Annotated in this window: 26 protein-coding genes and 1 other RNA gene; 21 read left to right on the top strand and 6 right to left on the bottom strand. The window is 40.9% G+C overall.

Going from position 1 to position 23,105, the window contains the following annotated elements; genetic code table 11:
- Nucleotides 1-138 precede the first annotated feature (138 nt).
- Nucleotides 139-1,623: an aldehyde dehydrogenase family protein gene (locus tag ACP69X_RS10380; protein ID WP_041085696.1), complete on the bottom strand. Its 1,485-nt coding sequence runs from the start codon at nucleotides 1,621-1,623 to the stop codon at nucleotides 139-141.
- A gap of 212 nt (nucleotides 1,624-1,835) precedes the next feature.
- Between ACP69X_RS10380 and ACP69X_RS10375 the strand changes: the two genes are divergently transcribed.
- The 8 genes from ACP69X_RS10375 (at nucleotide 1,836) to ACP69X_RS10340 (ending at nucleotide 7,548) form a co-directional block, all read left to right on the top strand.
- A complete protein-coding gene (locus ACP69X_RS10375) occupies nucleotides 1,836-2,048 on the top strand; it encodes a DUF6501 family protein (RefSeq protein WP_024422683.1) in 213 nt (70 codons plus the stop codon).
- A gap of 49 nt (nucleotides 2,049-2,097) precedes the next feature.
- Complete coding sequence (locus ACP69X_RS10370; RefSeq protein WP_075611524.1) at nucleotides 2,098-2,235, top strand: DUF4025 domain-containing protein; 138 nt, start codon at nucleotides 2,098-2,100, stop codon at nucleotides 2,233-2,235.
- Between the two features lie 279 nt (nucleotides 2,236-2,514).
- Entirely contained in the window at nucleotides 2,515-2,853 is a 339-nt protein-coding gene (locus ACP69X_RS10365) for a PH domain-containing protein (RefSeq protein WP_024422682.1), read from the top strand.
- A gap of 175 nt (nucleotides 2,854-3,028) precedes the next feature.
- Nucleotides 3,029-3,676: an SDR family oxidoreductase gene (locus ACP69X_RS10360; RefSeq protein WP_041085693.1), complete on the top strand. Its 648-nt coding sequence runs from the start codon at nucleotides 3,029-3,031 to the stop codon at nucleotides 3,674-3,676.
- Between the two features lie 91 nt (nucleotides 3,677-3,767).
- A complete protein-coding gene (locus ACP69X_RS10355) occupies nucleotides 3,768-4,268 on the top strand; it encodes a TraR/DksA family transcriptional regulator (RefSeq protein WP_269103398.1) in 501 nt (166 codons plus the stop codon).
- 132 nt (nucleotides 4,269-4,400) lie between these two features.
- Nucleotides 4,401-4,586, top strand: a non-coding RNA gene (gene ssrS, locus ACP69X_RS10350) — 6S RNA.
- A 133-nt stretch (nucleotides 4,587-4,719) separates the two neighbouring features.
- Nucleotides 4,720-6,522, top strand: coding sequence for a DNA helicase RecQ (gene recQ / locus ACP69X_RS10345; protein ID WP_426052668.1), 1,803 nt, complete (start codon nucleotides 4,720-4,722; stop codon nucleotides 6,520-6,522).
- A 234-nt stretch (nucleotides 6,523-6,756) separates the two neighbouring features.
- The gene (locus ACP69X_RS10340; protein WP_039179273.1) at nucleotides 6,757-7,548 is read left to right on the top strand and encodes a LysM peptidoglycan-binding and 3D domain-containing protein; all 792 of its coding nucleotides are present in this window, start codon (nucleotides 6,757-6,759) and stop codon (nucleotides 7,546-7,548) included.
- Nucleotides 7,549-7,701: 153 nt separating this feature from the next.
- Here the strand turns inward: ACP69X_RS10340 and ACP69X_RS10335 are convergent, their stop codons facing one another.
- Nucleotides 7,702-8,214 (bottom strand): GNAT family N-acetyltransferase, encoded by a 513-nt coding sequence (locus ACP69X_RS10335; RefSeq protein WP_041086829.1) that lies wholly within the window; start codon nucleotides 8,212-8,214, stop codon nucleotides 7,702-7,704.
- 198 nt (nucleotides 8,215-8,412) lie between these two features.
- Between ACP69X_RS10335 and ACP69X_RS10330 the strand changes: the two genes are divergently transcribed.
- The 4 genes from ACP69X_RS10330 to prpB all read left to right on the top strand — a co-directional run bounded on the left by ACP69X_RS10330 (nucleotide 8,413) and on the right by prpB (nucleotide 12,632).
- Nucleotides 8,413-8,952: a DUF420 domain-containing protein gene (locus ACP69X_RS10330; protein ID WP_024422676.1), complete on the top strand. Its 540-nt coding sequence runs from the start codon at nucleotides 8,413-8,415 to the stop codon at nucleotides 8,950-8,952.
- 168 nt (nucleotides 8,953-9,120) lie between these two features.
- Nucleotides 9,121-10,263, top strand: coding sequence for a citrate synthase (gene mmgD, locus ACP69X_RS10325; RefSeq protein ID WP_426052667.1), 1,143 nt, complete (start codon nucleotides 9,121-9,123; stop codon nucleotides 10,261-10,263).
- Between the two features lie 2 nt (nucleotides 10,264-10,265).
- Nucleotides 10,266-11,702, top strand: a complete 1,437-nt coding sequence (locus ACP69X_RS10320) for a bifunctional 2-methylcitrate dehydratase/aconitate hydratase (protein ID WP_073980127.1) — start codon at nucleotides 10,266-10,268, stop codon at nucleotides 11,700-11,702.
- Between the two features lie 12 nt (nucleotides 11,703-11,714).
- A complete protein-coding gene (gene prpB, locus ACP69X_RS10315; RefSeq protein ID WP_099663407.1) occupies nucleotides 11,715-12,632 on the top strand; it encodes a methylisocitrate lyase in 918 nt (305 codons plus the stop codon).
- Between the two features lie 34 nt (nucleotides 12,633-12,666).
- Here the strand turns inward: prpB and ACP69X_RS10310 are convergent, their stop codons facing one another.
- Both ACP69X_RS10310 and ACP69X_RS10305 read right to left on the bottom strand, forming a co-directional pair.
- Nucleotides 12,667-13,329 (bottom strand): lysozyme family protein, encoded by a 663-nt coding sequence (locus ACP69X_RS10310; RefSeq protein ID WP_041085680.1) that lies wholly within the window; start codon nucleotides 13,327-13,329, stop codon nucleotides 12,667-12,669.
- Between the two features lie 97 nt (nucleotides 13,330-13,426).
- On the bottom strand, nucleotides 13,427-14,752 hold the full coding sequence (locus ACP69X_RS10305) for an APC family permease (protein WP_073979202.1): 1,326 nt from the start codon (nucleotides 14,750-14,752) through the stop codon (nucleotides 13,427-13,429).
- Nucleotides 14,753-14,938: 186 nt separating this feature from the next.
- On the opposite strand from ACP69X_RS10305, the gene czrA reads away from it, so the two are divergent.
- On the top strand, nucleotides 14,939-15,268 hold the full coding sequence (czrA, locus tag ACP69X_RS10300; RefSeq protein ID WP_024422670.1) for a Zn(II)-responsive metalloregulatory transcriptional repressor CzrA: 330 nt from the start codon (nucleotides 14,939-14,941) through the stop codon (nucleotides 15,266-15,268).
- A 31-nt stretch (nucleotides 15,269-15,299) separates the two neighbouring features.
- Here the strand turns inward: czrA and ACP69X_RS10295 are convergent, their stop codons facing one another.
- Complete coding sequence (locus ACP69X_RS10295) at nucleotides 15,300-15,824, bottom strand: mother cell-specific membrane sporulation protein (protein WP_426052666.1); 525 nt, start codon at nucleotides 15,822-15,824, stop codon at nucleotides 15,300-15,302.
- Nucleotides 15,825-15,942: 118 nt separating this feature from the next.
- Between ACP69X_RS10295 and ACP69X_RS10290 the strand changes: the two genes are divergently transcribed.
- From ACP69X_RS10290 to ACP69X_RS10260, 7 genes are all read left to right on the top strand, one after another.
- Complete coding sequence (locus ACP69X_RS10290) at nucleotides 15,943-16,875, top strand: helix-turn-helix transcriptional regulator (RefSeq protein WP_269103401.1); 933 nt, start codon at nucleotides 15,943-15,945, stop codon at nucleotides 16,873-16,875.
- A 54-nt stretch (nucleotides 16,876-16,929) separates the two neighbouring features.
- Nucleotides 16,930-17,403 (top strand): GyrI-like domain-containing protein, encoded by a 474-nt coding sequence (locus ACP69X_RS10285; protein ID WP_041085671.1) that lies wholly within the window; start codon nucleotides 16,930-16,932, stop codon nucleotides 17,401-17,403.
- A gap of 36 nt (nucleotides 17,404-17,439) precedes the next feature.
- A complete protein-coding gene (locus tag ACP69X_RS10280) occupies nucleotides 17,440-18,159 on the top strand; it encodes an MBL fold metallo-hydrolase (protein WP_426052665.1) in 720 nt (239 codons plus the stop codon).
- Nucleotides 18,160-18,162: 3 nt separating this feature from the next.
- Entirely contained in the window at nucleotides 18,163-18,735 is a 573-nt protein-coding gene (locus ACP69X_RS10275; protein ID WP_269103404.1) for a TetR/AcrR family transcriptional regulator, read from the top strand.
- 147 nt (nucleotides 18,736-18,882) lie between these two features.
- A complete protein-coding gene (locus ACP69X_RS10270; protein ID WP_041085664.1) occupies nucleotides 18,883-19,764 on the top strand; it encodes a membrane protein in 882 nt (293 codons plus the stop codon).
- The gene (locus tag ACP69X_RS10265; RefSeq protein WP_041085662.1) at nucleotides 19,727-20,335 is read left to right on the top strand and encodes a DUF4166 domain-containing protein; all 609 of its coding nucleotides are present in this window, start codon (nucleotides 19,727-19,729) and stop codon (nucleotides 20,333-20,335) included. The genes ACP69X_RS10270 and ACP69X_RS10265 overlap by 38 nt, the downstream gene beginning before the upstream one ends.
- Nucleotides 20,328-21,953, top strand: coding sequence for a YndJ family protein (locus ACP69X_RS10260; protein WP_426052664.1), 1,626 nt, complete (start codon nucleotides 20,328-20,330; stop codon nucleotides 21,951-21,953). The genes ACP69X_RS10265 and ACP69X_RS10260 overlap by 8 nt, the downstream gene beginning before the upstream one ends.
- Here the strand turns inward: ACP69X_RS10260 and ACP69X_RS10255 are convergent.
- Nucleotides 21,950-22,429: a hypothetical protein gene (locus ACP69X_RS10255; RefSeq protein ID WP_024422662.1), complete on the bottom strand. Its 480-nt coding sequence runs from the start codon at nucleotides 22,427-22,429 to the stop codon at nucleotides 21,950-21,952. The two genes, ACP69X_RS10260 and ACP69X_RS10255, sit on opposite strands and share 4 nt — an antisense overlap.
- A 244-nt stretch (nucleotides 22,430-22,673) precedes the next feature.
- Here ACP69X_RS10255 and csaA point away from each other — a divergent pair, with 244 nt between their 5' ends.
- Nucleotides 22,674-23,006 carry a chaperone CsaA gene (gene csaA, locus ACP69X_RS10250; protein ID WP_039179228.1) on the top strand — a complete coding sequence of 111 codons (333 nt, stop codon included), beginning with the start codon at nucleotides 22,674-22,676 and terminating at the stop codon, nucleotides 23,004-23,006.
- The last annotated feature ends 99 nt before the right edge of the window (nucleotides 23,007-23,105 follow it).

The following is a 23,105-nucleotide window of genomic DNA, read 5'->3' as shown; positions in this document are numbered from 1 at the left end:
CGCGCCAGTGCTCGTCCTTCCTAGACTGCAAAGGTTTTCTATCACGCTGAAAAGAAGACAAAGTGCTAAAATAAAAATCATTTTAGCACTTTGTCAACGATCTGAGCCGATGACAGGGTCACCGGCTTTCTGGCGTCATTAGTCTTGGAGATTAATCCATACACTTTTGACTTCTGTATAGTTGTTAAGGGCATATGACCCCATTTCTCTGCCAAGACCTGATTGCTTATATCCTCCAAACGGGGAGGCGGCATCAAAGACATTATAGCAGTTGACCCAAATCGTTCCTGCTTCAAGACGTGCAGCAATATCGTGGGCATGCTTTAAGTTTTCTGTCCAAAGTCCTGCTGCTAATCCATATTCAGACTGGTTGGCCCGTTCGACCACTTCATCAATGGAATCGTAAGGAATTGCAGATAAAACAGGTCCGAAGATTTCTTCTTTGGCAATGGTCATTTCATCTTCTACATCTTTAAAAATAGTAGGGGAGACGAAATAGCCAGCCTCATAAGGGCAATCGCCACCGACAACGGCTGTTGCCCCTTCGGATTTACCTTTTTCAATATAGCCTAATACGCGTTCGTGCTGTTCTTTACTTACAAGAGGTCCAATTTGCGTATCTTGATGAAGACCAGCGCCTTGCTTGAGTGATCCTGCATATTTGGCCATTTGATCGACTACTTCATCATATTGGCTCCGGTGAACAAAGACTCTGGAGCCCGCGCAGCATACTTGACCTTGGTTAAACATGACGCCATTTAAAGCACCTGGAATGGCTTTCTTTAAATCAGCATCAGGTAAAATAATATTCGGTGATTTTCCGCCAAGCTCTAATGTGACCCTCTTAATGGTTTTAGCCGCTTTCTCCATAATTAATTTTCCAACGCTTGTTGACCCTGTGAAGGCAAGCTTGTTCACATCAGGATGTTCAGTTAAGGCATTTCCGGCTGTTTCGCCAAATCCAGGAACGATGTTAATGACGCCTTCTGGGAAGCCGGCTTTGTCCACTAATTCTGCTAAATAAAGAGCAGAGAGTGGAGTTTGTTCGGCTGGCTTTAAAACGATGGTGCATCCTGTTGCAAGTGCGGCACCCATTTTCCACATGGCCATGAGTAGCGGGAAGTTCCATGGGATGATTTGTCCTACAACGCCAACCGGCTCATGGCGGGTATAATTAAAATATCCTTGACTAACAGGAATGGTTTGTCCATTCATTTTTGTCGTCCAGCCCGCATAATAGCGCATGTGCTCAATAGCGAGGGGAATATCTGCATTTGTTGTTTCATTAATTGGTTTTCCGTTATCTAAAGTTTCAAGCTGTGCAAGCTCTTCTTGGTTTTCTTCCATTAAATCAGCAAGCTTGAACATGAGGCGGGCGCGTTCAGCGGCAGACATTGAGCGCCAAGGACCATGAAAGGCTTTTTTTGCAGCTTTTACTGCCTCATCAATATCTTTTGCACCTGCTTCATATACATCAATAAGGGTTTCGCCTGTGGCTGGGTTAGGAGTAGCAAAGGTTTTATTATCGTGACTTGTGACAAACTGACCGTTAATGTAGAGTTTTTTCGTCCCTTGGAGAAAAGATTCGAGTTTTGAACTAATTTGAAGTGTTGTAGAGCTCATAAATAAACAAACCTCCTTAAAGATATGGATTGTTTTCTGCGAGTTCTAGGTGAGAAAAGCGGACATGCAATGAAACTGTATACGTACAAAAATGTAAACGTATACAATTATCATATTACACGACATGTCTGAAAGCAATCCATAACACTCATTGCATTTCGTGAAAATTTGGCTACAATAAATGTATAGATGAAAAAAGGAGTTTTTAAAACATGATCCATCAAAACTGGCAAACGGCTCAAACGTTAAAACAAGTAAAATGTGTACATACAAATGCGAAAAAATATATGGTCGACCGTGCATTAACGGTTGGAAGCACATATGAAGTGAAAAATGAAACAGAGGAATTCCTGTTTGTCGTTGACAATACGGGTAAAGTAGGCGGGTATTACAAGGAGTATTTCGAAGATATTTCGGCTGAATGATTTTGAGGGTCATCACTCATACTAAGAAAAACAGTAAAGGGTGATGATGATGAAAAAGCAGCAAAATGACGAGCAGAAAAATCAAAATGCATGGCATGAACACGAAGATGCTGATATGGCGATTACACTTGAACAGATTTCCGATGTGTATGCCGAGGGAACGATTGATACACCAAAAGACGAATAGTCATTTAAAAACAGTGATTTGGCATAATCACTGTTTTTTTATTGGAATGATTCAGCATTTTTTCTCGAAAAGAACTGAAACTTTTTTCCTGCTTTAACAGTCTAAATAAATAGAGGAAAGAGCATCGGATCAAAAAGAAAAAGTTAAATGAAATTTAATCTATTCGTAATGGAATAACGATCATTTATAGCGTATTCTATAAGTGAGAATAAAACGTACCCACAGAGCCGTGTGGCCGTTTTGTCATAAAGGAATTTGATGCAGGAAGAGGGGGTTTACGTGGGTATTTTTTCTGTCAGTAAACAAAATGATAAGAAATTCGAATCCTTATTGATTGAAGGGGAAAGAATTGAGGCTGTTTACAGACTGCGTCACGACCAAATTTGCTTTACAAATAAACGACTGATCTTTGGCGATAACCGCGTATTTTCTAAGAAGAAAGTCAGGGTCTCCTTGCCGTATCGATCAATTGAAAGTTTTGCCATTCAAGAAGCTGGCGTGTTTGATCAGGACACAGGTATGCTGCTTGTCACAAGCTCAAAAGTATTTGAACTCGACTTTTCTAAAGAGACGGATTTGAGTGATGTGCAAGCCATTTTGACAAAACATCTTTGCTGATCAATCTTGCGATTACATAGATCATATGCACTTTTCTCATTCTTCGCTCTTATTTTCATAGATCGCACGTTTCTGAGCCTTTCCCATCTGATGGGAAGGGCTTTTTTCTGCTTAAGTGTTTGAATGATAGCAAAAAAGGTTAAAGATGAAACAGATACAGAAAGGAGAATGAACAATGAAAGTGTTAGTTGCAGGAGCAAATGGACATACAGGTAGACTTGTCGTTCGTTATTTAAAAGAAAAAGGACATGAGCCGCTTGCTCTCATTCGAGATGAAAAACAAGCTGATGCGCTAAAAGAACTTGGTGCAGCACCTGTCATCGGTGATCTTGAAAAAGATGTGACAGATGCTGTGAAACAAGCAGACGCTGTCATCTTTGCAGCTGGTTCAGGCTCAAAAACAGGTGCAGATAAGACCATTGCGGTCGATCAAGAAGGGGCAAAACGCCTCGTTGATACAGCGAAAAAAGAAAACATCCAGCATTTTGTTATGCTTAGTTCCTATAATGCTGATGATCCAAACCAAGGAAAAGGGCAAGGAAGTATGGAAACTTATTATGAAGCGAAAAGAAAAGCTGATGAGCACTTGAAACAGTCTGGTCTTTCCTATACGATTGTCCGTCCAGGTGCCCTGCTGCATGAGGAGAAGACAGGAAAGATTGAAGCTGCCGAGCATATTACAGATGATCAAAACATCGAGATTTCAAGAGAGGACGTAGCCATTGTTCTTGTGGAGAGCTTAACAGAATCGAATGTGAAAAATAAGTCCTTTGACTTGATTAAAGGCGATAAACGAATCGAAGAAGCACTTCGCCATCTGTAAGAGAAGAAAGCTGCTGCCAAATAGGCGGCGGCTTTTTTGATGTTTTCTTTCCCCTTCCAGCGGGAAGGTAATGAGAAAGGAGTGATTGACCGTGGGCTTAACGAAAGAACAACAAGCTGATTTATACGAAAGATTGATTCAATTAAAAGAAGATGTGAAGGGATCAAAAAAGAAAAAAGAATCTATGCTCGTTGAATCGAGTGAGATATCAAATGGTGTTGGGAATCATATCGCTGATCATGGGAGCATCTATTTAGACCGCATGACAGAACAAACGCTGGATCAAGTCGATGATCAACTTGAAGGAGAAATCGATGCAGCACTGAAACGAATGGAAGACGGAACATATGGGATTTGTGAGAAAACAGGGAAAGAGATCCCATATGAGCGTTTAAAAGCAGTTCCATATACACGTTTTTCAATTGATGCAAAGAAAAATGAAGAAACGACTCCAGATCCAAACGAGTTTGACCGTTCATTCTCCAATCAAATGCGTGATTTAACGAATAGAGAAACAATGGATCAAATGCATTCAGATACGTATGAAAGATTAGAGGAAGAGCAGGATGCTGATGTGGATGAGGAAAAATAGGATCATTAGCGCAGGTTAAATTTTTTCAGAATAATGTTTCCAAATGTACTCGTGGACAAAAATCTTGTATACATGAGTATTTCAAAGAAAAAAGATCTCTTGAAATTTAATTAACTTTCGTGTAGTATAGTTTAAAGGCTGCGATGCGCGTAATGTTAATTAAGTTTTAACCTTTAAGCTGTAATAGGGAGTTTTATATTGAAGCCGGAATGTCATGCCTCCTTAGAGAGGAAGACAGGAACGTTTCTGCAAACACCCACTTTGAGGAGTGGTGGTTTAAAACTTTCTTACTTAGATTACGGCATCCGCAGCTTTTCCTAGGATGATTCAAGCCATTTTCCATTTCGGAAAATGGCTTTTTATTTTGTGAAAAAACGAAATTGCACAGACAGCCGGAAGAGGCATGAATGTATGTTAAAATAGACAAAACAAAAGACGGAGAGGGAATTGGATGTTAGAACAAGCAGAAGCACTCCTGAAACAATACTTTGGATTTGACAGCTTTAGGCAAGGACAGAAACAAGCCATTGAATCGATTGTAAACAAACAGAAGGATACCGTCTGTATTATGCCGACAGGCGGAGGGAAATCGGTTTGTTACCAGATTCCTGCCCTGATGATGGAAGGAACAACGATCGTTGTATCCCCGCTAATTTCTTTAATGAAAGATCAAGTCGATGCGCTAAATGAGATGGGCATACGATCGTCCTTTTTAAACAGCACACTTTCTGCAGCTGAAATGAATAAGAGACTGAAAAAATGTGAAGATGGGGAATATCAGCTGCTTTATATCACACCTGAACGCTTACAAAATGAACGTTTTTTTCAGCTCCTTGATCGGTTAACGATCCCTTTAATCGCAATTGATGAAGCACACTGTATATCTGAGTGGGGGCATGATTTTAGGCCAAGCTATCGCTTTATTCAAGAATGCTTAGATAAATTGACAAAAAGGCCAGTGATTGTCGCACTAACGGCTACAGCCACGAAAAAGGTCCACCGAGATATTTGTGAACAGCTTGGCATGAACGAAGAAGAAACTATTTTTACTGGGTTTGCTAGAGAGAATTTATCTTTTCAGGTGGTCAAAGGAGAAAATAGTGACCGCTTTATCACACATTATATGAAGAAAAACAAGCTTGAGTCAGGCATTATTTATACAGCTACAAGAAAAGAAGCTGAAAACATTTTCAATCGGCTAAAGAAACAAAAGATCAAAGCTGGCATTTACCATGGCGGGTTAGATGACGATGTGAGAGAAGAGCAGCAAAACCTGTTTTTAAATGATGACATCCAGGTCATGGTCGCTACATCTGCATTTGGCATGGGAATTAATAAATCAAATGTCCGTTTTGTCATTCATCATCAAATTCCAAGGGATATTGAAAGCTACTATCAAGAAGCTGGGCGCGCAGGCAGAGATGGGCTCCAAAGTGAATGCATTTTACTGTTTTCGCCGCAGGGCGTACGAATGCAGCGATTCCTCATCGAACAGTCAACAGAAGATGAAGTGCGCTATCAGCATGAGCTGCTTAAACTAAGACAAATGGTGGATTACTGTCATACTGAGCAATGTTTGCAGCAATTTGTGATGGACTACTTTGATCAATCAACAAGTACTCCTTGCCAAAAATGCAGCAATTGCCTTGATGAAAGAGAGCGTGAAGAGGTCACTCGAGAAGCGCAAATGGTTTTATCGTGTACGGTTAGAATGAACGAGCGATTTGGAAAAATGATGATTGCTCAAGTACTGGCAGGCTCTAAAAATAAAAAAGTGCTTGATCTTGATTTCGACCGTCTTCCTACATACGCTTTAATGAAGCAGCAATCAGCCCAGCAAATCAGTGATTTCATCGAATTTTTAATTACAGAAGAGTATTTGCACATGTCTGAAGGGGCTTACCCAACATTAAAAGTGACACATAAAGGGAAGAAAGTGTTAGTCGGACAAGAGGCTGTGTATAAAAAGCAGGCAGTTAAAAGAGAGGCGATTCAAGAAAACGATGCATTATTTGAGCAGCTGAGAGCGGTGAGAATGAAGCTGGCGAGAGAGCAGGGTGTTCCGCCATTTGTTGTATTTTCTGATCAAACCTTGAAGGAAATGTCAGCTGTTCAGCCTAAAACAGAAGAAGAACTACTCCATATTAAGGGAATAGGCGCTCAAAAAAGAGAGAAATACGGGGATGTTTTTCTAGAAGAAATCCGTTTATTTATAGAAAAAGAGAAAAATAAAGAGATTGAAGAAGAAAAATAAATTTTTTTCGCTACGTTTGGACACGTTTTCAACAGGAGGTTTCTGATCCTTTCAAAACCTTGATATGGCGGGTAATTGAGCTGTTTTGTGGTCTGATTTACCAATGGAGAGAGATGTTTCATGTAAAGGAACTGTAATCTAAAACATATCGTTTTGTTATTGAATTGACATTTACATATGTTACGATAGCACTCGTTAGCCGCCATAAAAAGCTAACAAGGGAGGATTTACTTTATGAAGAAGACTATTATGTCCTTGGTTGCTGTTGCAGCAATCTCAACAACAGCATTTGGAGCACAGCAAGCTTCTGCAAAGGAAATCACTGTGAAGAAAGGTGATACACTTTGGGGAATCTCTCAAAAAAATGATGTGTCTCTAAAGGACCTAAAGGGTTGGAACAATTTATCTACAGACATGATTTATGTAGGTGATAAATTGACAATCTCTTCAAAAGAGAAAACTCAGGAGCAGTATAAAGTCCAGAAGGGGGACAGCCTCTGGAAAATCGCTCAAAAATTCAATGTGTCAATTAGCGATATTAAGTCTTGGAATAACTTAAACTCAGATATAATTGTGACTGGTTCAACACTAAGTGTTGCTGGTCAAAGCTCAGCTCCGGTAAGCTCAGAGCCTGTACAAAAACAGGAGCCTGTCCAAAAAGAGCAAACAACACAAAAAGCTGCTCCTAAAAAGGAAACAGCTAAAGCAGAATCATCTTCTGCTAGTCAAAGTGTACAAAAAGAATTGACTGTAACGGCTACGGCTTATACAGCAAATGATGGTGGCATCTCAGGTATCACTGCAACAGGGGTAAACTTAAACAAAAACCCAAATGCGAAAGTCATTGCAGTAGATCCTAATGTCATTCCATTAGGAAGTAAGGTTTATGTTGAAGGCTACGGTGAAGCTACCGCAGCAGATACTGGCGGCGCAATTAAAGGTAACAAAATTGATGTACATGTACCAAGCAAATCCCAAGCAAAAAATTGGGGCGTAAAATCAGTCAAAGTGAAAGTACTTAACTAGTAATCTATTGTTTTTTGGAAGAAAGCATCAGGTGGCGGCCTGATGCTTTTATTGTACCCTTTTTTTGGTCAAAAAAACACATATTTTTCAGAAAAATTTGCATTTTCGACAAAAACCAGCGTATATTCCATCATACACGCTGGTTTTTTGGCGTTAGCTGTCCACCCAATAAATTTCCCCGCTTTGTTCTTTCCAATTGATTTGGACATCAAATTGGTGTTTTTCATAAAAGTGAATCAAGCGGTCCACGTGATTCCAATCTCTTTTGACGAGGTCACCCGTGATGACTGGGATGTTCTGCTCTCTTGCGATTTCTTTTAAATGCTTCATGCAGATTGAGCCGTATCCATTATCGGGAGGGCCTTTAATATCAGCAATATGAATCTTTCCTTCTTCAGGGTATTCCGCGATTAAGGAAAAATCAGATTGTCCGCGAAAAGCTTTTTCACAATCGCTGAGCATGATTTTGCATGTATCCGCACTTTCAATGGCAGAGACAATCATCCATTCATCTTCTTTCGCCTGATCAATGCCAATGATCTTTGCTTTTTTCGAAATATCTTTCATATTTTCTTGCATTCGATACATTTGGAACTGCAATTGCTGTAATTCTTGCTCTAACGTCTTCACATCTTTGGTTGTTTCCTGTAAGATTGACAAGTCCATTACTCCTTTCATATAAGAAATCATAAAAACCACATAAATTCCCATTCTAAAGGAAGTGGATGGATCTTTCAAGCCGTTAGAACGCCAGTAATCGGCAAGTTTGTCTAAAATTCGACGAAGACAGCGAATTCATTGACTTTATAGAGAAAGTTAAATAACATACTCTTAGTCGGAACTAATAAAGAGAGGTTTTCAAACATGAACGAACAGAATCAAAAACCGAAAAATTTCACCGGCATTGTTGTCATTTTAACAATTGCCATAAACGGATTAATCGCTTTATTATTTTTAATGCCAAAAACAGATAAATTTAGTCATCTGGATATTACATTTCTTCCTTTACTGAATGCCGTGATGAACAGCTTTACGTTTATCTTTTTACTTTCAGCACTCATTATGATTAAACAAAAGAACATTAAAGCACATAGACGATTTATCTTTGCTGCATTTTCAACAACACTTGTCTTTTTAATTTCCTATGTGACATATCATTCAATGGCAGCTGATACACACTTCGGCGGAGAAGGGATCATCCGTCCAATTTACTTCTTTATTTTGATTACACATATTGTGCTTTCAGCAATTATTGTACCGCTTGCATTGATTACACTATTTAGAGGCGCACAGATGCAGGTCGAGCGTCACCGTAAAATTGCCCGCTGGACGATGCCGCTTTGGCTCTATGTTAGTCTCACTGGCGTCATTGTCTATATCATGATTTCTCCATACTACAGCTAACGTATGTCCAACTGGACATACGTTCTTTTATTTACAAGATGAAGTGCTTTGGATAGAATGGAAATTGGATATCCGACGTGCACGGTATCTTCCCATCTATAGATTCACATCATTTCTGGCCGTTTGCTCGTTTGGAGATCAACAATTGGACGAAACGGGGGTTATATGATGACTGAACAATTGCAGTATAAACCGGGGCTTGAAGACATTGTGGCAAGCGAAACGTCCATATCATATTTAGATGTGGAGCAAGAGGAAATTGTGATTCGCGGGTACGACCTCATTGAGCTAGCACAAAACAAGACATATTTAGAAACAGCCTATCTGCTCATTTATGGAAGATTACCAGATACGATGGAATATCACCAATTTCAGCAAGATATATCCTCACAAACGAACTTACATCCAACGATTCAAACCATTTTAACGAAACTTCCAAAAACCACTCACCCTATGGATGCGATGAGAACGTGCTTATCTGCTCTTGCGGGGTACGATGATGCATTACATGATCGATCAGAAGCGTGCCAAGTGAAGCGTGCCGTTCGATTACTAGGCCAGCTGCCGGCCATTGTTGCTGGAAGCTATCATATTCTCACAAAAGACGCCGCTATTTCTCCAGATCAGACCAAATCCTACACTGAAAACTTTTTATCCATGCTAACTGGACGCACCCCGACCGAAGACGAAATCACCGCTTTTGACCAAACACTTACATTATATAGTGAACATGAGCTGCCGAATTCAACGTTTGCGGCTAGAGTCATTGCATCCACGCATTCTGACATGTATGGTGCTTTTACTGGAGCGATCTCTTCATTAAAAGGTGATCTCCACGGAGGAGCAAATGAAGCTGTCATGCACATGCTTCTTGAAGGAAAAACAACGGAAGGATTTCTTGCGCTCATTGAACGAAAATTAGCCGCAAAAGAAAAAATGATGGGCTTTGGCCACAGAGTATACATGAGAAAAATGGATCCGCGAGCCGCTCTTTTAAAACGTTCATTGAAAACGCTTACTGAATCAAAGGGAGATACAACGCTATATGACATGTGTGTAGTAGGAGAGGCATACATGAAAGAGCAGAAAAACCTCTATCCGAATCTTGATTATTATGCTGCACCTATTTATTACGTGCTCGGAATTCCTATTTCACTTTATACACCCATTTTCTTTGCTGCAAGAGCTAGCGGATTAGCAGCCCACGTTATTGAACAGCATTTGCATAATCGCATTTTTAGACCGAGAGTCCGGTATTTAGGGCCAAGAGGATTAAAGGTTTCAAATGATGATGGAAAAACGGGGGAATGAATATGAACAAAACAGCAGTCGCCAATCAAACAGATCAGCTATTAGAAGAAATTGCTGCCTATGCAGTAGACGGAGAAATTACGAGCAAAGAGGCCATTGAAACCGCGCGTTATGTGCTCATAGACACACTCGGGTGCGGAATGCTTGCGCTCAATTTTCCAGAATGTACGAAGCACCTTGGTCCCATCATACCTGGAACAGTCGTACCTAACGGAGCAAGAGTTCCCGGCACTTCGTTTGTGCTAGATCCTGTTCAAGCGGCTTTTAATATTGGCTGTATGATCCGCTGGTTAGATTATAATGACACATGGCTTGCACAGGAGTGGGGCCATCCGTCAGATAACTTAGGCGGAATATTAGCTGTAAGTGATTATATCAGCAGAACTCGCCTTGCAAACGGAGAAGAACCGCTAACGATGAATGACGTACTGCATGCAATCGTCAAGGCACATGAAATTCAAGGTGTGCTCGCTTTAGAAAATTGTCTGAATCGAAATGGATTGGACCATGTGCTATTTGTCAAAGTGGCAACAAGTGCAGTTGTATGTGCAATGCTTGGCGGAACAAAGGAAGAAGTCCAGCATGTGTTATCACAAGCGTTTGTTGATAATTCCCCGCTTAGAACATATCGCCACGCCCCAAACACAGGATCTAGGAAATCATGGGCAGCAGGGGATGCAACAAGCCGCGGAGTGAGACTGGCAATGATGACACGAAAGGGGGAAATGGGCTATCAAACGCCGCTTAGTGCAGAGAAGTGGGGCTTTGAAGATGTTCTTATGAAAGGAAAACCACTTACGCTCGCCCAGCCTCTTGGATCATACGTCATAGAAAATGTTCTTTTCAAAATTGCTTATCCTGCTGAATTCCATGCGCAGACTGCTGCAGAGGCGGCTGTGATGCTGCATGACGCTGTAAAAGATCGTTTAGATGAAATTGACCGGGTAGAGATTACGACACATGAGTCAGCAATTCGGATTATTGATAAGAAAGGGCCGCTTTATAATCCGGCAGACCGTGATCATTGCTTGCAGTATATTACAGCCATTGGACTGATTTATGGTGAGCTAACAGCTGACCATTATGAAGAAGAAACGGCGCAAAATCCAGCCATTGATCGTCTGCGTGATCAAATGGTTGTGAAAGAGGATAAGCGTTATACAGAGGATTATTTAGATCCGAAAAAGAGATCAATTGCAAACTGTGTACAAATTTTCTTTAAAGACGGGACGATGACAGACCGAATTGAAATTGAATACCCGCTTGGTCATCGCAGAAGAAGACAGGAAGGCATTCCGCTGCTTGAAAAGAAGTGGGTCTATCATTTGAAGACAAGATTTCCACAAAAACAAGTAGATCAAATTGTGTCACTCTGCCAAAATCCAAATCAATTAAAAACAACAACAGTACCAGCATTTATGGACTTATTCGTCATATAAGGGGGAGCTAGTGTGTGGATCGTGAATGAAGAAAGAAGTCAGGCTGATTTAGCCGCAGCCTTTAAAGAACAAATGAACAAATCAGCTTTATTTCAAATTCCAGGCGTTCACGATGGAATGTCTGCGCTCTATGCAAAAAAAATGGGCTTTCAAGGACTTTATTTATCAGGTGCCGCTTTTTGTGCCAGCAAAGGACTTCCTGATCTCGGAATGATCCATTCAACAGAAATGGCAGAAAAAGCGAAGGAGATTATTCGAGCTTCCCAGCTGCCGCTTTTGGTCGATATGGATACAGGCTATGGCGGTGTTTTAAATGCAGCAAGAGCGGCAAAAGAAATGGTTGAAAGCAAGGTGGCAGCTGTTCAAATTGAAGATCAGCAAATGCCGAAAAAATGCGGGCATTTAAATGGGAAATCACTCGTTCCAGTAGAAGAAATGGTCGCAAAAATCAAAGCCATCAAACAAGCGGCACCAACGCTTTTGGTGATTGCGAGAACCGATGCAAAGTCCGTAAATGGAATGGAGGATGTCATCCGCCGGGCCAATCTTTACGTAGAAGCAGGAGCTGACGCTATTTTCCCTGAGGCACTTATCACAGCAGAGGACTTCACGCATGCGTCAAACAATATTAAAGGTCCGCTCCTTGCAAATATGACGGAGTTTGGCAAGACGCCTTATTATCATGCAGACGAATTTTCAATGTTTGGCTTTCAAATGGTCATTTACCCTGTGTCATCACTCAGAGTCGCTGCAAAAGCGTATGAGCGTTTATTTACAGAAATCATGGAAAAGGGAACGCAGCAGGGGATACTTGGGGATATGCAAACGAGAAAAGAGCTGTATGAAACGATTCATTATGATGAGTATGAGGAAATGGATCAGCATTTAGCAAAAACGATCCTGCCGGAAATTGGGAAAGAACAGCGATAAAATGAAAAGCACTTCCTTGACGGAAGTGCTTTTTTTACGATGATGGTGTGGATGATGAAGCCAATTTCATCTTTTCTTCAACTGTTTTCGTTTTTTCTTTTACTTTTTCAGCGTAAGTGAAATCACCGTAGCAATATGGATAGCGGAAGTTATCTTTGTTGCCGCCACACGTATAGATCTTGGGGTTTCGTTTCACTTGCTTTTTGGAGTATTGCTTTGCCAATTTCTCGGAATGTTTTCCCCCGTTTTTTGCAACAAAATCAATATAGCCGATTCCCATGTTATAGCTTTGAATAATGGTTTCCAAATCAACGCCTTTTTTCTTCCCATGCTTGTACATAGTCGAAAAATGATGGACTCCTTGTCTAATGCTTTTCTGAGGGTCATTGATTTCATTTCGTTTCAAACCAAGAGATTCAGAGGACTGCATTGGATCTCCGCCTCTGCCTTTTGATTCTTGATACATCATACCGAGGATTAACGCGGTATACTGATCTAAATCTTGATCTCTTAACTCTGTTTCTACAAGCGGTTTGTAATCATCCAATCTCGACAAAACAATTGATTCCGTATCAATCGGCAGCTTTTTTAACTCCTTTTGATTAAAGGAGATGGCAATGGCTGCTAATACGAAAACAAAGAGAAAAATCGTGAAACAGCCTGAAATGGCAAAACATCCTGTTTTTTTCTTTTTCAAGGTCAGTTCACCCCTGTTTTGCCCCGCTTTTAAAAGGGAAGTACAGCCTTTTTATTATGCCATATCCTGTGCAGGATACCAAGTGAAAACCTTATAATCAATCATATCCAAACGTAAATTCAGGTCTTGTTTTCAGCCTGAAGCAGAAATAAATAAAACCGATAATCAGCCAAATCATGCCAATGATTAATGCATTTGTACTGATGCTCGTTAACAGCCAAATACAAAACGCCGTCCCGCATAAAGGGATCACTGCATATCTCAATGTATTCAGAATACCTCTTTGTTTTTGTCTGACGAAAAAGTACGCAAAAACAGACAAATTCACAAAGGTAAATCCAATTAACGCGCCGAAGCTGATAAAGGAATAAATGACTTCAAGTTCGCCAACGACTGCGGTTAAGGAGAAAGCCCCGATTAATAAAATATTAAAAACAGGGGTTTTTAATCTCGGATGAATATACCCGAAGAAACGCTTCGGTAAGGATTGATCTCTTCCCATTGCATATAAAAGCCTTGCTGCACTTGCATGTGACGATAAGGAGGAAGAAATGACTGCGACCATTGTGCCAGCTAAAAAGAACGAGTGGAGAAATGCGCCGCCCACAAATTCTGCAATTTCAAGTGAGGCTGCATCAGGATGCTTGAACTGCTGAAAATTTGGAAACACCTGCTGCAAAAAATAAGACGTCAAAGTAAAAAGTACGCCTCCAATCGCAACTGTTAAGAAAATGGCAAGCGGAATCGTCTTTTTTGGTTTAATGGTTTCCTCAGACATCGTCGAAATGGCATCAAATCCCAAAAAGGAGAAACATAAAATGGTCGCTCCTGAAAAAATAAGCGCTGGATCTAAGCTCGCTGAATAAAAAGGCCGGGCTGACAATAACTCTCCACTGCCAGCGTTTTGCGTGAGCCCATAAATAACAAACCCAACAAAGGTGACGGCGACAATGACCTGAAACGTCACAAATAGCGCCGTAATGTTGGCTGTAAGCCTTATACCGATTACATTGACAGTCGTTATGGCGATAGCAAGTATGATGATCCAAATGTAATGAGGTACATCAGGAAAGGCTGCGGTTAAATAAGCACTTCCGATTGCAAAATTCACCATAGGCAGAAATAAATAATCCAGTAAAAGTGTCCAGCCCACAAGGAAGCCGACATGAGGATGAATACTTTTTTGCGCATATGTATAAGCAGATCCTGCTTTTGGAAAAGCCTTCACCATATTCCCATAGCTAAGCGCTGTCAATAGTAATGCCAGTAACGTAAATATATAAGCTGCAGCTACGTGTCCTTTCGTCAGCTGAGCAACAATGCCGTATGAATCAAATACGACAAGTGGATCCATATAAGCAAGCCCGATCACAACAAGTGGAAAGACAGTCAGGCTGCGTTTTAGTCTTGGCTCTTCAGTCAATTTGCCTATCAGCTCCTCTAAAAAAATGAATAAATAATGCTCATTTTAAAAAGAATGCTACCAAGTGTCAATGCTATTTGAATAAATCTTTTTTCTAAAGTGTGCCCGCTTTGCACGCCGCACGTTTTGGTATATGATGATACATAGAATAAGTCGTGATTTGACTAACAAGAAAGGTGAAGCGAAATGAAGGAAGAACTGAATACAAATCAAGAACAGGAACGGATGGAGCTTGATGAAGAAAGTTTATTTCTTGTCTCCCAAACGTTTAAAGCCTTATCTGATCCGACACGTATTCGCATCCTGCACCTGCTGTCTCAAGGTGAATACTCGGTCAATGATATCGCGGAAACGCTGAATCTCATGCAATCAACTGTTTCACATCAGCTGCGCTTTTTAAAAAACCTTCGTCTCGTGAAATCTAGAAGAGCAGGGACATCGATTTTTTACAGCCCTGAAGATCAGCATGTGATGGAAGTACTTGAACAAATGATTCACCATGCGCAGCATGACTAATAAAAACCTTCCTACTCATATAGGAAGGTTTTTACGCATGATGCATATGTGTTGATCGTTTACCTGCTTTTACCATTTGATAAGAAAAAACGACATAGTAAGCAGCTAATAGAAAAAAGCTGAGCATGGTCATGGCATCATCACTCACAATATGCTGATACAGTTCAACAACACCAATCTTTGTGAGCGAATGGTTCGTCAGCTCACCCAGCTTAAAACTAAGTCTAGATAAAAATAAGCATAAAATGAAGCTTTCAATCCATTTACTCGTTTTCACATAAAGACGGCCGTTTTCTTCTTTCATGCGGATCGTCTCATAGGCATGAACGGCCAGACTGCTTCCAAAGAGCATACCAATAGCGGCATAGATGAAAATGCTGTGATTTTGCCAGCCTTCTAATAAGAGAATAAGGGCAGTGAGTCCAAATACATACATTCTCATCAAAAGACTGATTGGGCGCACAAGCTGATAGCGTCTCATTCGATTCATTCGAAAGATGATGCAGATCAGCACAATGCCTCCAATTATGAATAACTGCCACACGTGATGTGTCATGATGCAACCTCCTCCTGCATGTGCAGGGATGTAAACGAATGCTGGCTGTTCCTTATCTTTACCATTCTTTCTTTTTTTATCAAATCAAAACCTATATTTATGAAAAAGAGGAAAAGGCATGAAAATCGATCGTATTTTGTCTATTGTGATGCTGCTTATTAGCAAGAAGCAAGTACAAGCGAAAGACCTTGCTGAACTTCATGAAGTGAGCGTGAGGACGATTTATCGCGATATTGAGACCATCAATCAAGCCGGGATTCCTGTTGTGACAACGCAAGGAGCAGGTGGAGGCATTTCACTTGTTGATGACTATCGTTTAGAGAAAAAATTATTTACCGATGATGACATTGAGCTTATTTTAACAGCCCTCGAAAGCATGACGAGTGCATACTCCTTTAAAGAAAGTGAACATGTACTGAAAAAAATCAAATCTCTTATTCCGCGACAAACTCATGAAAGTGAGAAACGGCACCATGTCTTTATTGATTTAAGCTCATGGGGAAAAGACAGCCAGGCAGAGAAGAAGCTGCAGCTGATCCATACCGCTGCCTCCGCGCATCAATTCATTCAGTTCACTTATCGCAATGCAAAAGGGGAAACTCTTCCACGGAAAGTGGAGCCTTATACGCTTGTCTTAAAAGGAAGGCATTGGTATTTGTATGCGTACTGTTGTGTGAAAAAAGCTTTTCGTTTGTTCAAGCTGACAAGAATGACAGACCTCGTCACCATTTCAGCATATTTCAGGCCGAAAAGAATTAAAAATGAAGAGAAGCCTTGGAATGACTCTTGGCATAAAGAACCTTCAGTCACAACACTCACGCTAAGGTTAACTGAAGCATCAGTTGGCAAAGTGAAGGAATGGATGGATGACAACGAATTGATCGTCAGTTCAGATGGAACCTATTTGGCAGCATTGACCGTGCCGCAAGATGATTGGCTGCACAGTTTCCTATTCCATTTAGGACCGGACGTCGACATTCTTTCACCTCAGCACATCAAGGAAGCGTTTGATCTCAAATTAAAACAATTTATGAAGAGATTAGAAACTTGACACACAGTTGTCAGGTTTCTTTTTATATGATGGGAGAAAAGGAGATGAGAATGTATGTACGATATCGTGACATTAGAGAAACAATGGATCAAAGGGTTGTCTGTTCGAACTACAAACGAAATAGAGCAAACAAAAGAGCGGAAGATTGCGCCGCTTTGGCAGGAATTTTTTGCGCAGCAGCTTCATGGGGGACAAGCCCCAGTCATAGGGCTTTATTCAGATTATGAAAAAGATGAACATGGCTCTTATTTATTTACGGCTGGGCAATTCGCGGATCAGCCGATCGAACATGTAAAAGAGATTCCTGCGTCCACCTACGCAAGATTTCAAACGAGAAAGGGACCGATTGAAGAGGTTGTACTTGAAACATGGCACAAGATTTGGACGTGGGATCAGCGGCAATACCGCACTTATACAGGTGATTTTGAATGGTATGATGAAAGATCTATTGATCCAAAAGAAGCGCAAATTGATATTTATATTGCGGTTGATGAAAAAATGTTTGCTAAAACTAATACCATTAGTTAATATAAAACTAACGACATTAGTTTTAGGAGGGCAATCATGAGATTAACAACTTTTGACCGTCTGCACCAGCTTACATTGCTGCCGCGATTATTTCCGGTAAATTGCTATGTATTTGAGGAAGAGGAAGGACTCATTTTAATTGATGCTGCTTTAAAAATGGCGGCGAACTCGATCATCGAATTTGCCCGTAAAAAGAACAAACCAATTCATAAGATTATTCTCACTCATAGTCATATGGATCATATCGGTGCATTAGATGAGGTGAAGAAGGCTTTTCCCGAGGCAGTCGTCTATTTATCAAAACGTGATGCGCGCCTTTTTGAAGGTGACTTTTCCTTACTCCCTGGTGAACCCCAGCAAAAAATCAAAGGCAGTTTTATGAAAAATATTCATACAAAACCAGATGTGCTTGTCGAAGAAGGAGATGAGATTGGGACCCTCAAAGTAATTGCAACACCTGGCCATACACCTGGCAGCATTTCTTTATACGATGAAAAGTCAGGAGTTGTCATTGCAGGTGATGCACTTGTGACAAAAGGCGGCTTATCGGTAACGGGTGAGTTTCGGTGGAGCTTCCCGTTCCCGGCATTTGCCACATGGGATGCAGAAACCGCACTAAAAAGCGCTGAAAAATTACTAGCGCTGCGCTTATCCTGTCTTGCTGCCGGACATGGTGACCTTATGATAGAACCTCATGAAAAGCTTCAAGCTGCCGTCCGTAAAAGGCAGCACCAGCTAAAAAAAGGAGGGCAGTAAACCGTGTCTCCAAGAATGGGAATTACACAAGAAAAAATCATGGATACAGCGGCAGCATTTGTTGATGAAGAGGGCTTTTCCGCTTTGACCATTGCTACATTGTCTAAAAGGCTGAACATCAGACCGCCTTCTCTTTACAATCACGTATCCGGCCTTCATGAGATTCAGGCCGCACTCGCAGTAAAGGGGCTATCCATGCTATGTGAGGAAGGGATGCAAGTCACAGAGGGGCTGGAAAAAGAAGCAGCTGTTTTAGCCTTTGCCAGACAATATGTGCAATTTGTCCGAGAACACCCTGGCCTTTATGAAGCTGCCTTTTCACATATGAACGAAAAAGAAGTAAGTGTTGCGGCAGAGCGCCTTGTTCAGTTTGTTCAATCCATCATGTCACGCTTTGGTGTAAAGGAAGAGGAAATGACGCATGTCGTCAGAGGACTGAGAAGCTTACTGCACGGCTTCGGTGATATTTCTAATAAAAAGGGATTTCAACGAAAAGAACAGCTTGAAGAAAGTGTGAGCTATGCGGTTCGGCTCTATATCACAGGTGTATTGCAAAAAGAAGGTCTGTCTATATGACAGGTCTTTTTTTGCAACGAACCGATATCATAAAGGAGCGTCCTTCTGGCACAATTTTTTTGAGAAAAAATGAATAAAGATTTGACAGTTTTGTGAAACATGGTATGCTTATTATGTGAAATAATTCACATAGAGGAGTAGAGGCAGATGAAAAGAAAGCCTGTTTATGTGGAAACAACCATTCATGCACCTTTAGAGAAAGTATGGGAATATACGCAAAATCCAAAGCTTCATGAACAGTGGGATTTGCGCTTTTCAACTATTTCATTAAATGGACCTCAAGATGAACAGCCCCAAACCTTTTTGTATGAAAAGCATCTTGGATTTGGTGTAAGTGTCACAGGGACAGGAGCATATCGAACTAGAATGATGGATGAACGGAATGAACGGGCATCCTCGCTGAAATTTAAATCGTCACACCCGTTGTCTTTTATCAAAGAAGGCGGCGGCTATTGGAAATATGTAAAAACGAACGATCATATTGTGTTTCAAACTCAATTTGATTACGAAACGAAAGAAGGAAAAGGATGGGCGTGGGCAGATCGATTTCTTTTTCGCCCGTTGATGGGGTTTATGACGGCCTTTAGTTTTGGCGCACTAAAGACGTGGCTTGAAAAGGGAACGCACCCTCGGTTGTTACTGGAGAGAACACTTGCCCATTATGGAATTTGTTTGCTGTTTGCCATCGTCTGGCTATGCCAAGCGGTCATCCCATTTTCACATTCTGCTTTTGATCATAGCACCGGATTTCGGTTGTTTTATGCCCTGATAGGTGTATCGTGGTTGATACCTAAGCTATCAAAGAAATATCTGTTCATTCTTCAAAGCGTGTTTCTGCTGATGATGCTTTGTATCGGGATTGTATCTCCACAATCGACACTTCATGAGCCGCTTGTGATGAGTGCATTTTTGATTCTATCCATTGGAGGAATGATTAATTTAAAAGATTGTATAGATGTATTTTCGATCAAACGGAAAAGGGGAGGTAGACATGGTCGTTCATCGTCATCTAGTAAAGGATTACGATAAGCTGCATCCAAAATTAAAAGAGAGATACAACCGTGCGTTTACTGCTGAAGGTACCATGAAGGAAATAGGCGGCGGAACGAGGCTCATTCGATTTTTCTTCAAAATTGGTCCACGCTTTCGCTGTTTTTTTCCTGAGAGAGGAAAAAACATTCCCTTCCGAATTGTGAATAAACCCTTTATGACAAATAAGGGAGAGGAAGGCATGCACTGGTTCCGTACGTTTTATTTCCCAAAGAAGGAAAGGCACTTTGATGCAGATATGATTATTGATCAGAAGAGTCATAAAGTACTAGACTATTTTGGAAAGCCTCGACTTCTTATGTCAGAGCTTCATTTTACAGTAACAAAGCATGGTTTTCTGCACATTCAATCTGGCAAGCAGAAGCTGTTGATGTTAGGACGTGAGTGGCCGCTGCCTTCATGGCTTTATGGTGTGTCAGATGTCACAGAAGGCTACGAGGAGCACTCGGGTGAGTATACCATTCATGTGCATGTGAAAAATCGACTGTTTGGCACTCTTTTTACATATAAAGGCCGGTTTACTGAAAGGGTGGAGTCTCATGATGAATAAATGGCATTTGATATCAAGCCTTCTCTTCATGTGTTGTTTTATCGCCACCCGTTTGATGACAGGTCCGATAGCAGAGTTTTTTGTACTTATAGCCATTCTGTTTTTTCTTCCTGCTGTTTTATGCTTTTTTGCGAAGGAAAGGAAGGAGAGTAAGCCGAGGATACTAGTCGGCTTTTTAATGAAAGCCTTTCCATTAGCTGCTTTTTGTGCAACGGCTGCATTCGTCTATCATTCTGCCCTGTTCGCATCGGGCTGGTTTTTGTATACGATCATTTTGGCGTTATATGGCTTTACTCGGTTGCTGAAAAGGGGAAGCTTTTCACTTCATGAATTGATGATCGATGGTGCATGGATGTATCTCGCTTTAGGCGGGCTTTGGTTTTGGCTGTACACGGCAGATATACAGGTGATGACCTTTTCACCGATTATAGTGCTTTTGACCGCTATTCATTTTCATTACTCCGCTTTTTTTATCCCGCTTTTCTATGGATTATTAGGGAGACAGAGAGAAAAAGAGACAGCTTTATACAAAGCGGCTGGCTGGGTGATTTTGCTGTCACCTGTGATGATTGCTGTTGGGATTAGCTTCTCCCGTCTATTTGATACGTTCAGCGTTATGCTATATGTCATTGCACTCTATTTGTACGGCATTCTTTGTATGAAAACAAGGTTTCGATCAACTGTGGCAAAAAGGCTCGTTGTGTTTTCTAGCTGCGTGTTAATGGGAACGATCGTGCTGTCTCTTCTTTATTCAGCTGGTATGCTCATGCGCGTGACCTATATCAGCATTGATCAGATGATTTGGTTTCATGGCAGTATCAATGCCTTTTTTGTTATTTTACCAGGTCTGATTGGATGGCTGATCGAAGGACCGAGGGATCAATTAAGGCAGAAGGACTTTCCAATTTCAAGAGTGCATGGCCGCTTTCATTTAATTTCTTTTCAAAAGGAAAGAATGCATGAGCGGGAGAAGCTCGGTTTAGTCGATTCACTTGATGAATTAAATGGAACGACATTTTCGGCTGAAAGGGTATCACCTGTGATTCGAAGGTTTTATGAAAACCCCATGTCATTTACGTTAAAAGCAGCCGTCTGTTTTCATTGGTGGGTGAGGCCGTTTGTTTTTTTACTTCAGCCCATTTTTAAGAAAATAGGCCAGCTCTATTTGGGAACAGCTCGCAGGCCTTATGAAATGAAGGGACGTCTGACTACATTTCAACATCCTAAAGAAGAGCGAAAGAATGTCAGGGCGTGGATTCGTCACAACGAAAAAGGGGAGCAGGTCTTTTTTGCACTTTATGCTCATCATCACGATGCAGCTGCGGGTTATATGAATATTGCGCTGCCGCTTCCATATTCTCAGTTAACTGCCATTTTAAAACCTTTTAATGAAAAGGAAGACTTCCTCTTAAAAAGTGCATGTCCAAAAGGCAGTACCGGTGACGAAGGATTGTATTTGCATACGCCTTTTATCACCATGAAACTGCCAATGGAAGAAAGCTTTCATATGAAGCCGGAGACAGATAAAAGTCTCACAGCAGTTCATCAAATGAAGCTATTCGGTATTCCCTTTTTAACGATTCATTATCAAATTGACAGCTGGAAGCCATCCTGTTAGTCAATGATGTCACATGGTTCACCGTGCCGAATGATATTCACAATTGCTTGCCCATCACTCGGATGATGATCTGCATACTGGACTGGCAGCAGTGCAAAAAATACATAGTAGACTGAGAAGTAAGCAAATTGATAGAAAAATTGATGTTCTGGCAGGATATCATTGGCGATCATTGTATTCAGTATGAGAACACTGAGCAGGTTGCATAATGATCCGCCTAGGTAGACAAGAATGTGCGAGAATCGGTTATTTTTCCTCATTTCTTCATAATGGCAAAATGCATCTAGAAAATAGATTCGTCTAATTTCAACAACGCCTATTTTCAATACTTTTTTGCCTCTGCCAAGAGCAAAAGAAACCTTTGCCCCAAACATCCACGCGACCATAATATGGCCAAGCTGATGCAAGATGGCAACGATAGGAAGAATGACGAAAAACGACCAGCAAAATGTCCACATATCTGATAATGTAAACAAGTGTTAACCCCTCCCCAAATATTTGGGAGGAAGCAGTAGGATTATTTGCCATTTTACTGAATTCATTTTCAGAATGCAAACATTTAATACATGACAATAAATTCATTATGTAAACTAAATAGAATTTTGCGTTGAATCGGCTTTTTGACTTACTTTTTTTACGAAATGAATGTGCTACAATGAAAAAAACCAATAGATGACTCTAGTAAATGAACTTACCCTTGAATGAAGAGGAGAGAATCAGATGGCAGATATTGAACAGTTTTTAGCGTTAGATATTCGTGTTGGGACGATTATCGAAGCAGAATTCTTTGCAGAGGCAAGAGTACCTGCATTAAAACTCAAGATTGATTTTGGTGAAGAGATTGGTCTAAAGCAATCCAGTGCTCAGCTGACAAAACGGTATACAGCTGAGAATATCATTGGCAGGCAAATCGTAGCAGTCGTCAATTTTCCGCCAAGAAGAATTGCAGGGTTCAAATCAGAAGTGCTTGTATTAGGGGGCATGCCGTCAAAAGAAGACGTAGTTTTACTAGCAACAGATGAGCCTGTAGAAAATGGAACAAAAATAGGATAAGAAAAAAGACATCTTCCTGAGAAGATGTCTTTTGCGTATTGAGGCGGAATAACCACACGCCACATTCGTGTGTGTCTCAAGGAGACATGTTACCCGACT

Source organism: Bacillus sp. DC4300-2b2 (genome assembly GCF_049895685.1).
In the GTDB taxonomy this organism is placed as follows: domain Bacteria; phylum Bacillota; class Bacilli; order Bacillales; family Bacillaceae; genus Bacillus; species Bacillus safensis.
The sequence above is the reverse complement of the archived record's forward strand: the minus strand, read 5'-3'. Positions and strand labels throughout refer to the sequence as shown.

Coding starts and splice junctions, on each gene's coding strand:
- ACP69X_RS10380 (WP_041085696.1), bottom strand. CDS start 1,623: ATGAGCTCTACAACACTTCAAATTAGTTCAAAACTCGAATCTTTTCTC.
- ACP69X_RS10375 (WP_024422683.1), top strand. CDS start 1,836: ATGATCCATCAAAACTGGCAAACGGCTCAAACGTTAAAACAAGTAAAA.
- ACP69X_RS10370 (WP_075611524.1), top strand. CDS start 2,098: ATGAAAAAGCAGCAAAATGACGAGCAGAAAAATCAAAATGCATGGCAT.
- ACP69X_RS10360 (WP_041085693.1), top strand. CDS start 3,029: ATGAAAGTGTTAGTTGCAGGAGCAAATGGACATACAGGTAGACTTGTC.
- recQ (WP_426052668.1), top strand. CDS start 4,720: ATGTTAGAACAAGCAGAAGCACTCCTGAAACAATACTTTGGATTTGAC.
- ACP69X_RS10340 (WP_039179273.1), top strand. CDS start 6,757: ATGAAGAAGACTATTATGTCCTTGGTTGCTGTTGCAGCAATCTCAACA.
- ACP69X_RS10335 (WP_041086829.1), bottom strand. CDS start 8,214: ATGGACTTGTCAATCTTACAGGAAACAACCAAAGATGTGAAGACGTTA.
- ACP69X_RS10330 (WP_024422676.1), top strand. CDS start 8,413: ATGAACGAACAGAATCAAAAACCGAAAAATTTCACCGGCATTGTTGTC.
- mmgD (WP_426052667.1), top strand. CDS start 9,121: ATGACTGAACAATTGCAGTATAAACCGGGGCTTGAAGACATTGTGGCA.
- ACP69X_RS10320 (WP_073980127.1), top strand. CDS start 10,266: ATGAACAAAACAGCAGTCGCCAATCAAACAGATCAGCTATTAGAAGAA.
- czrA (WP_024422670.1), top strand. CDS start 14,939: ATGAAGGAAGAACTGAATACAAATCAAGAACAGGAACGGATGGAGCTT.
- ACP69X_RS10295 (WP_426052666.1), bottom strand. CDS start 15,824: ATGACACATCACGTGTGGCAGTTATTCATAATTGGAGGCATTGTGCTG.
- ACP69X_RS10290 (WP_269103401.1), top strand. CDS start 15,943: ATGAAAATCGATCGTATTTTGTCTATTGTGATGCTGCTTATTAGCAAG.
- ACP69X_RS10285 (WP_041085671.1), top strand. CDS start 16,930: ATGTACGATATCGTGACATTAGAGAAACAATGGATCAAAGGGTTGTCT.
- ACP69X_RS10280 (WP_426052665.1), top strand. CDS start 17,440: ATGAGATTAACAACTTTTGACCGTCTGCACCAGCTTACATTGCTGCCG.
- ACP69X_RS10270 (WP_041085664.1), top strand. CDS start 18,883: ATGAAAAGAAAGCCTGTTTATGTGGAAACAACCATTCATGCACCTTTA.
- ACP69X_RS10265 (WP_041085662.1), top strand. CDS start 19,727: ATGGTCGTTCATCGTCATCTAGTAAAGGATTACGATAAGCTGCATCCA.
- ACP69X_RS10260 (WP_426052664.1), top strand. CDS start 20,328: ATGAATAAATGGCATTTGATATCAAGCCTTCTCTTCATGTGTTGTTTT.
- csaA (WP_039179228.1), top strand. CDS start 22,674: ATGGCAGATATTGAACAGTTTTTAGCGTTAGATATTCGTGTTGGGACG.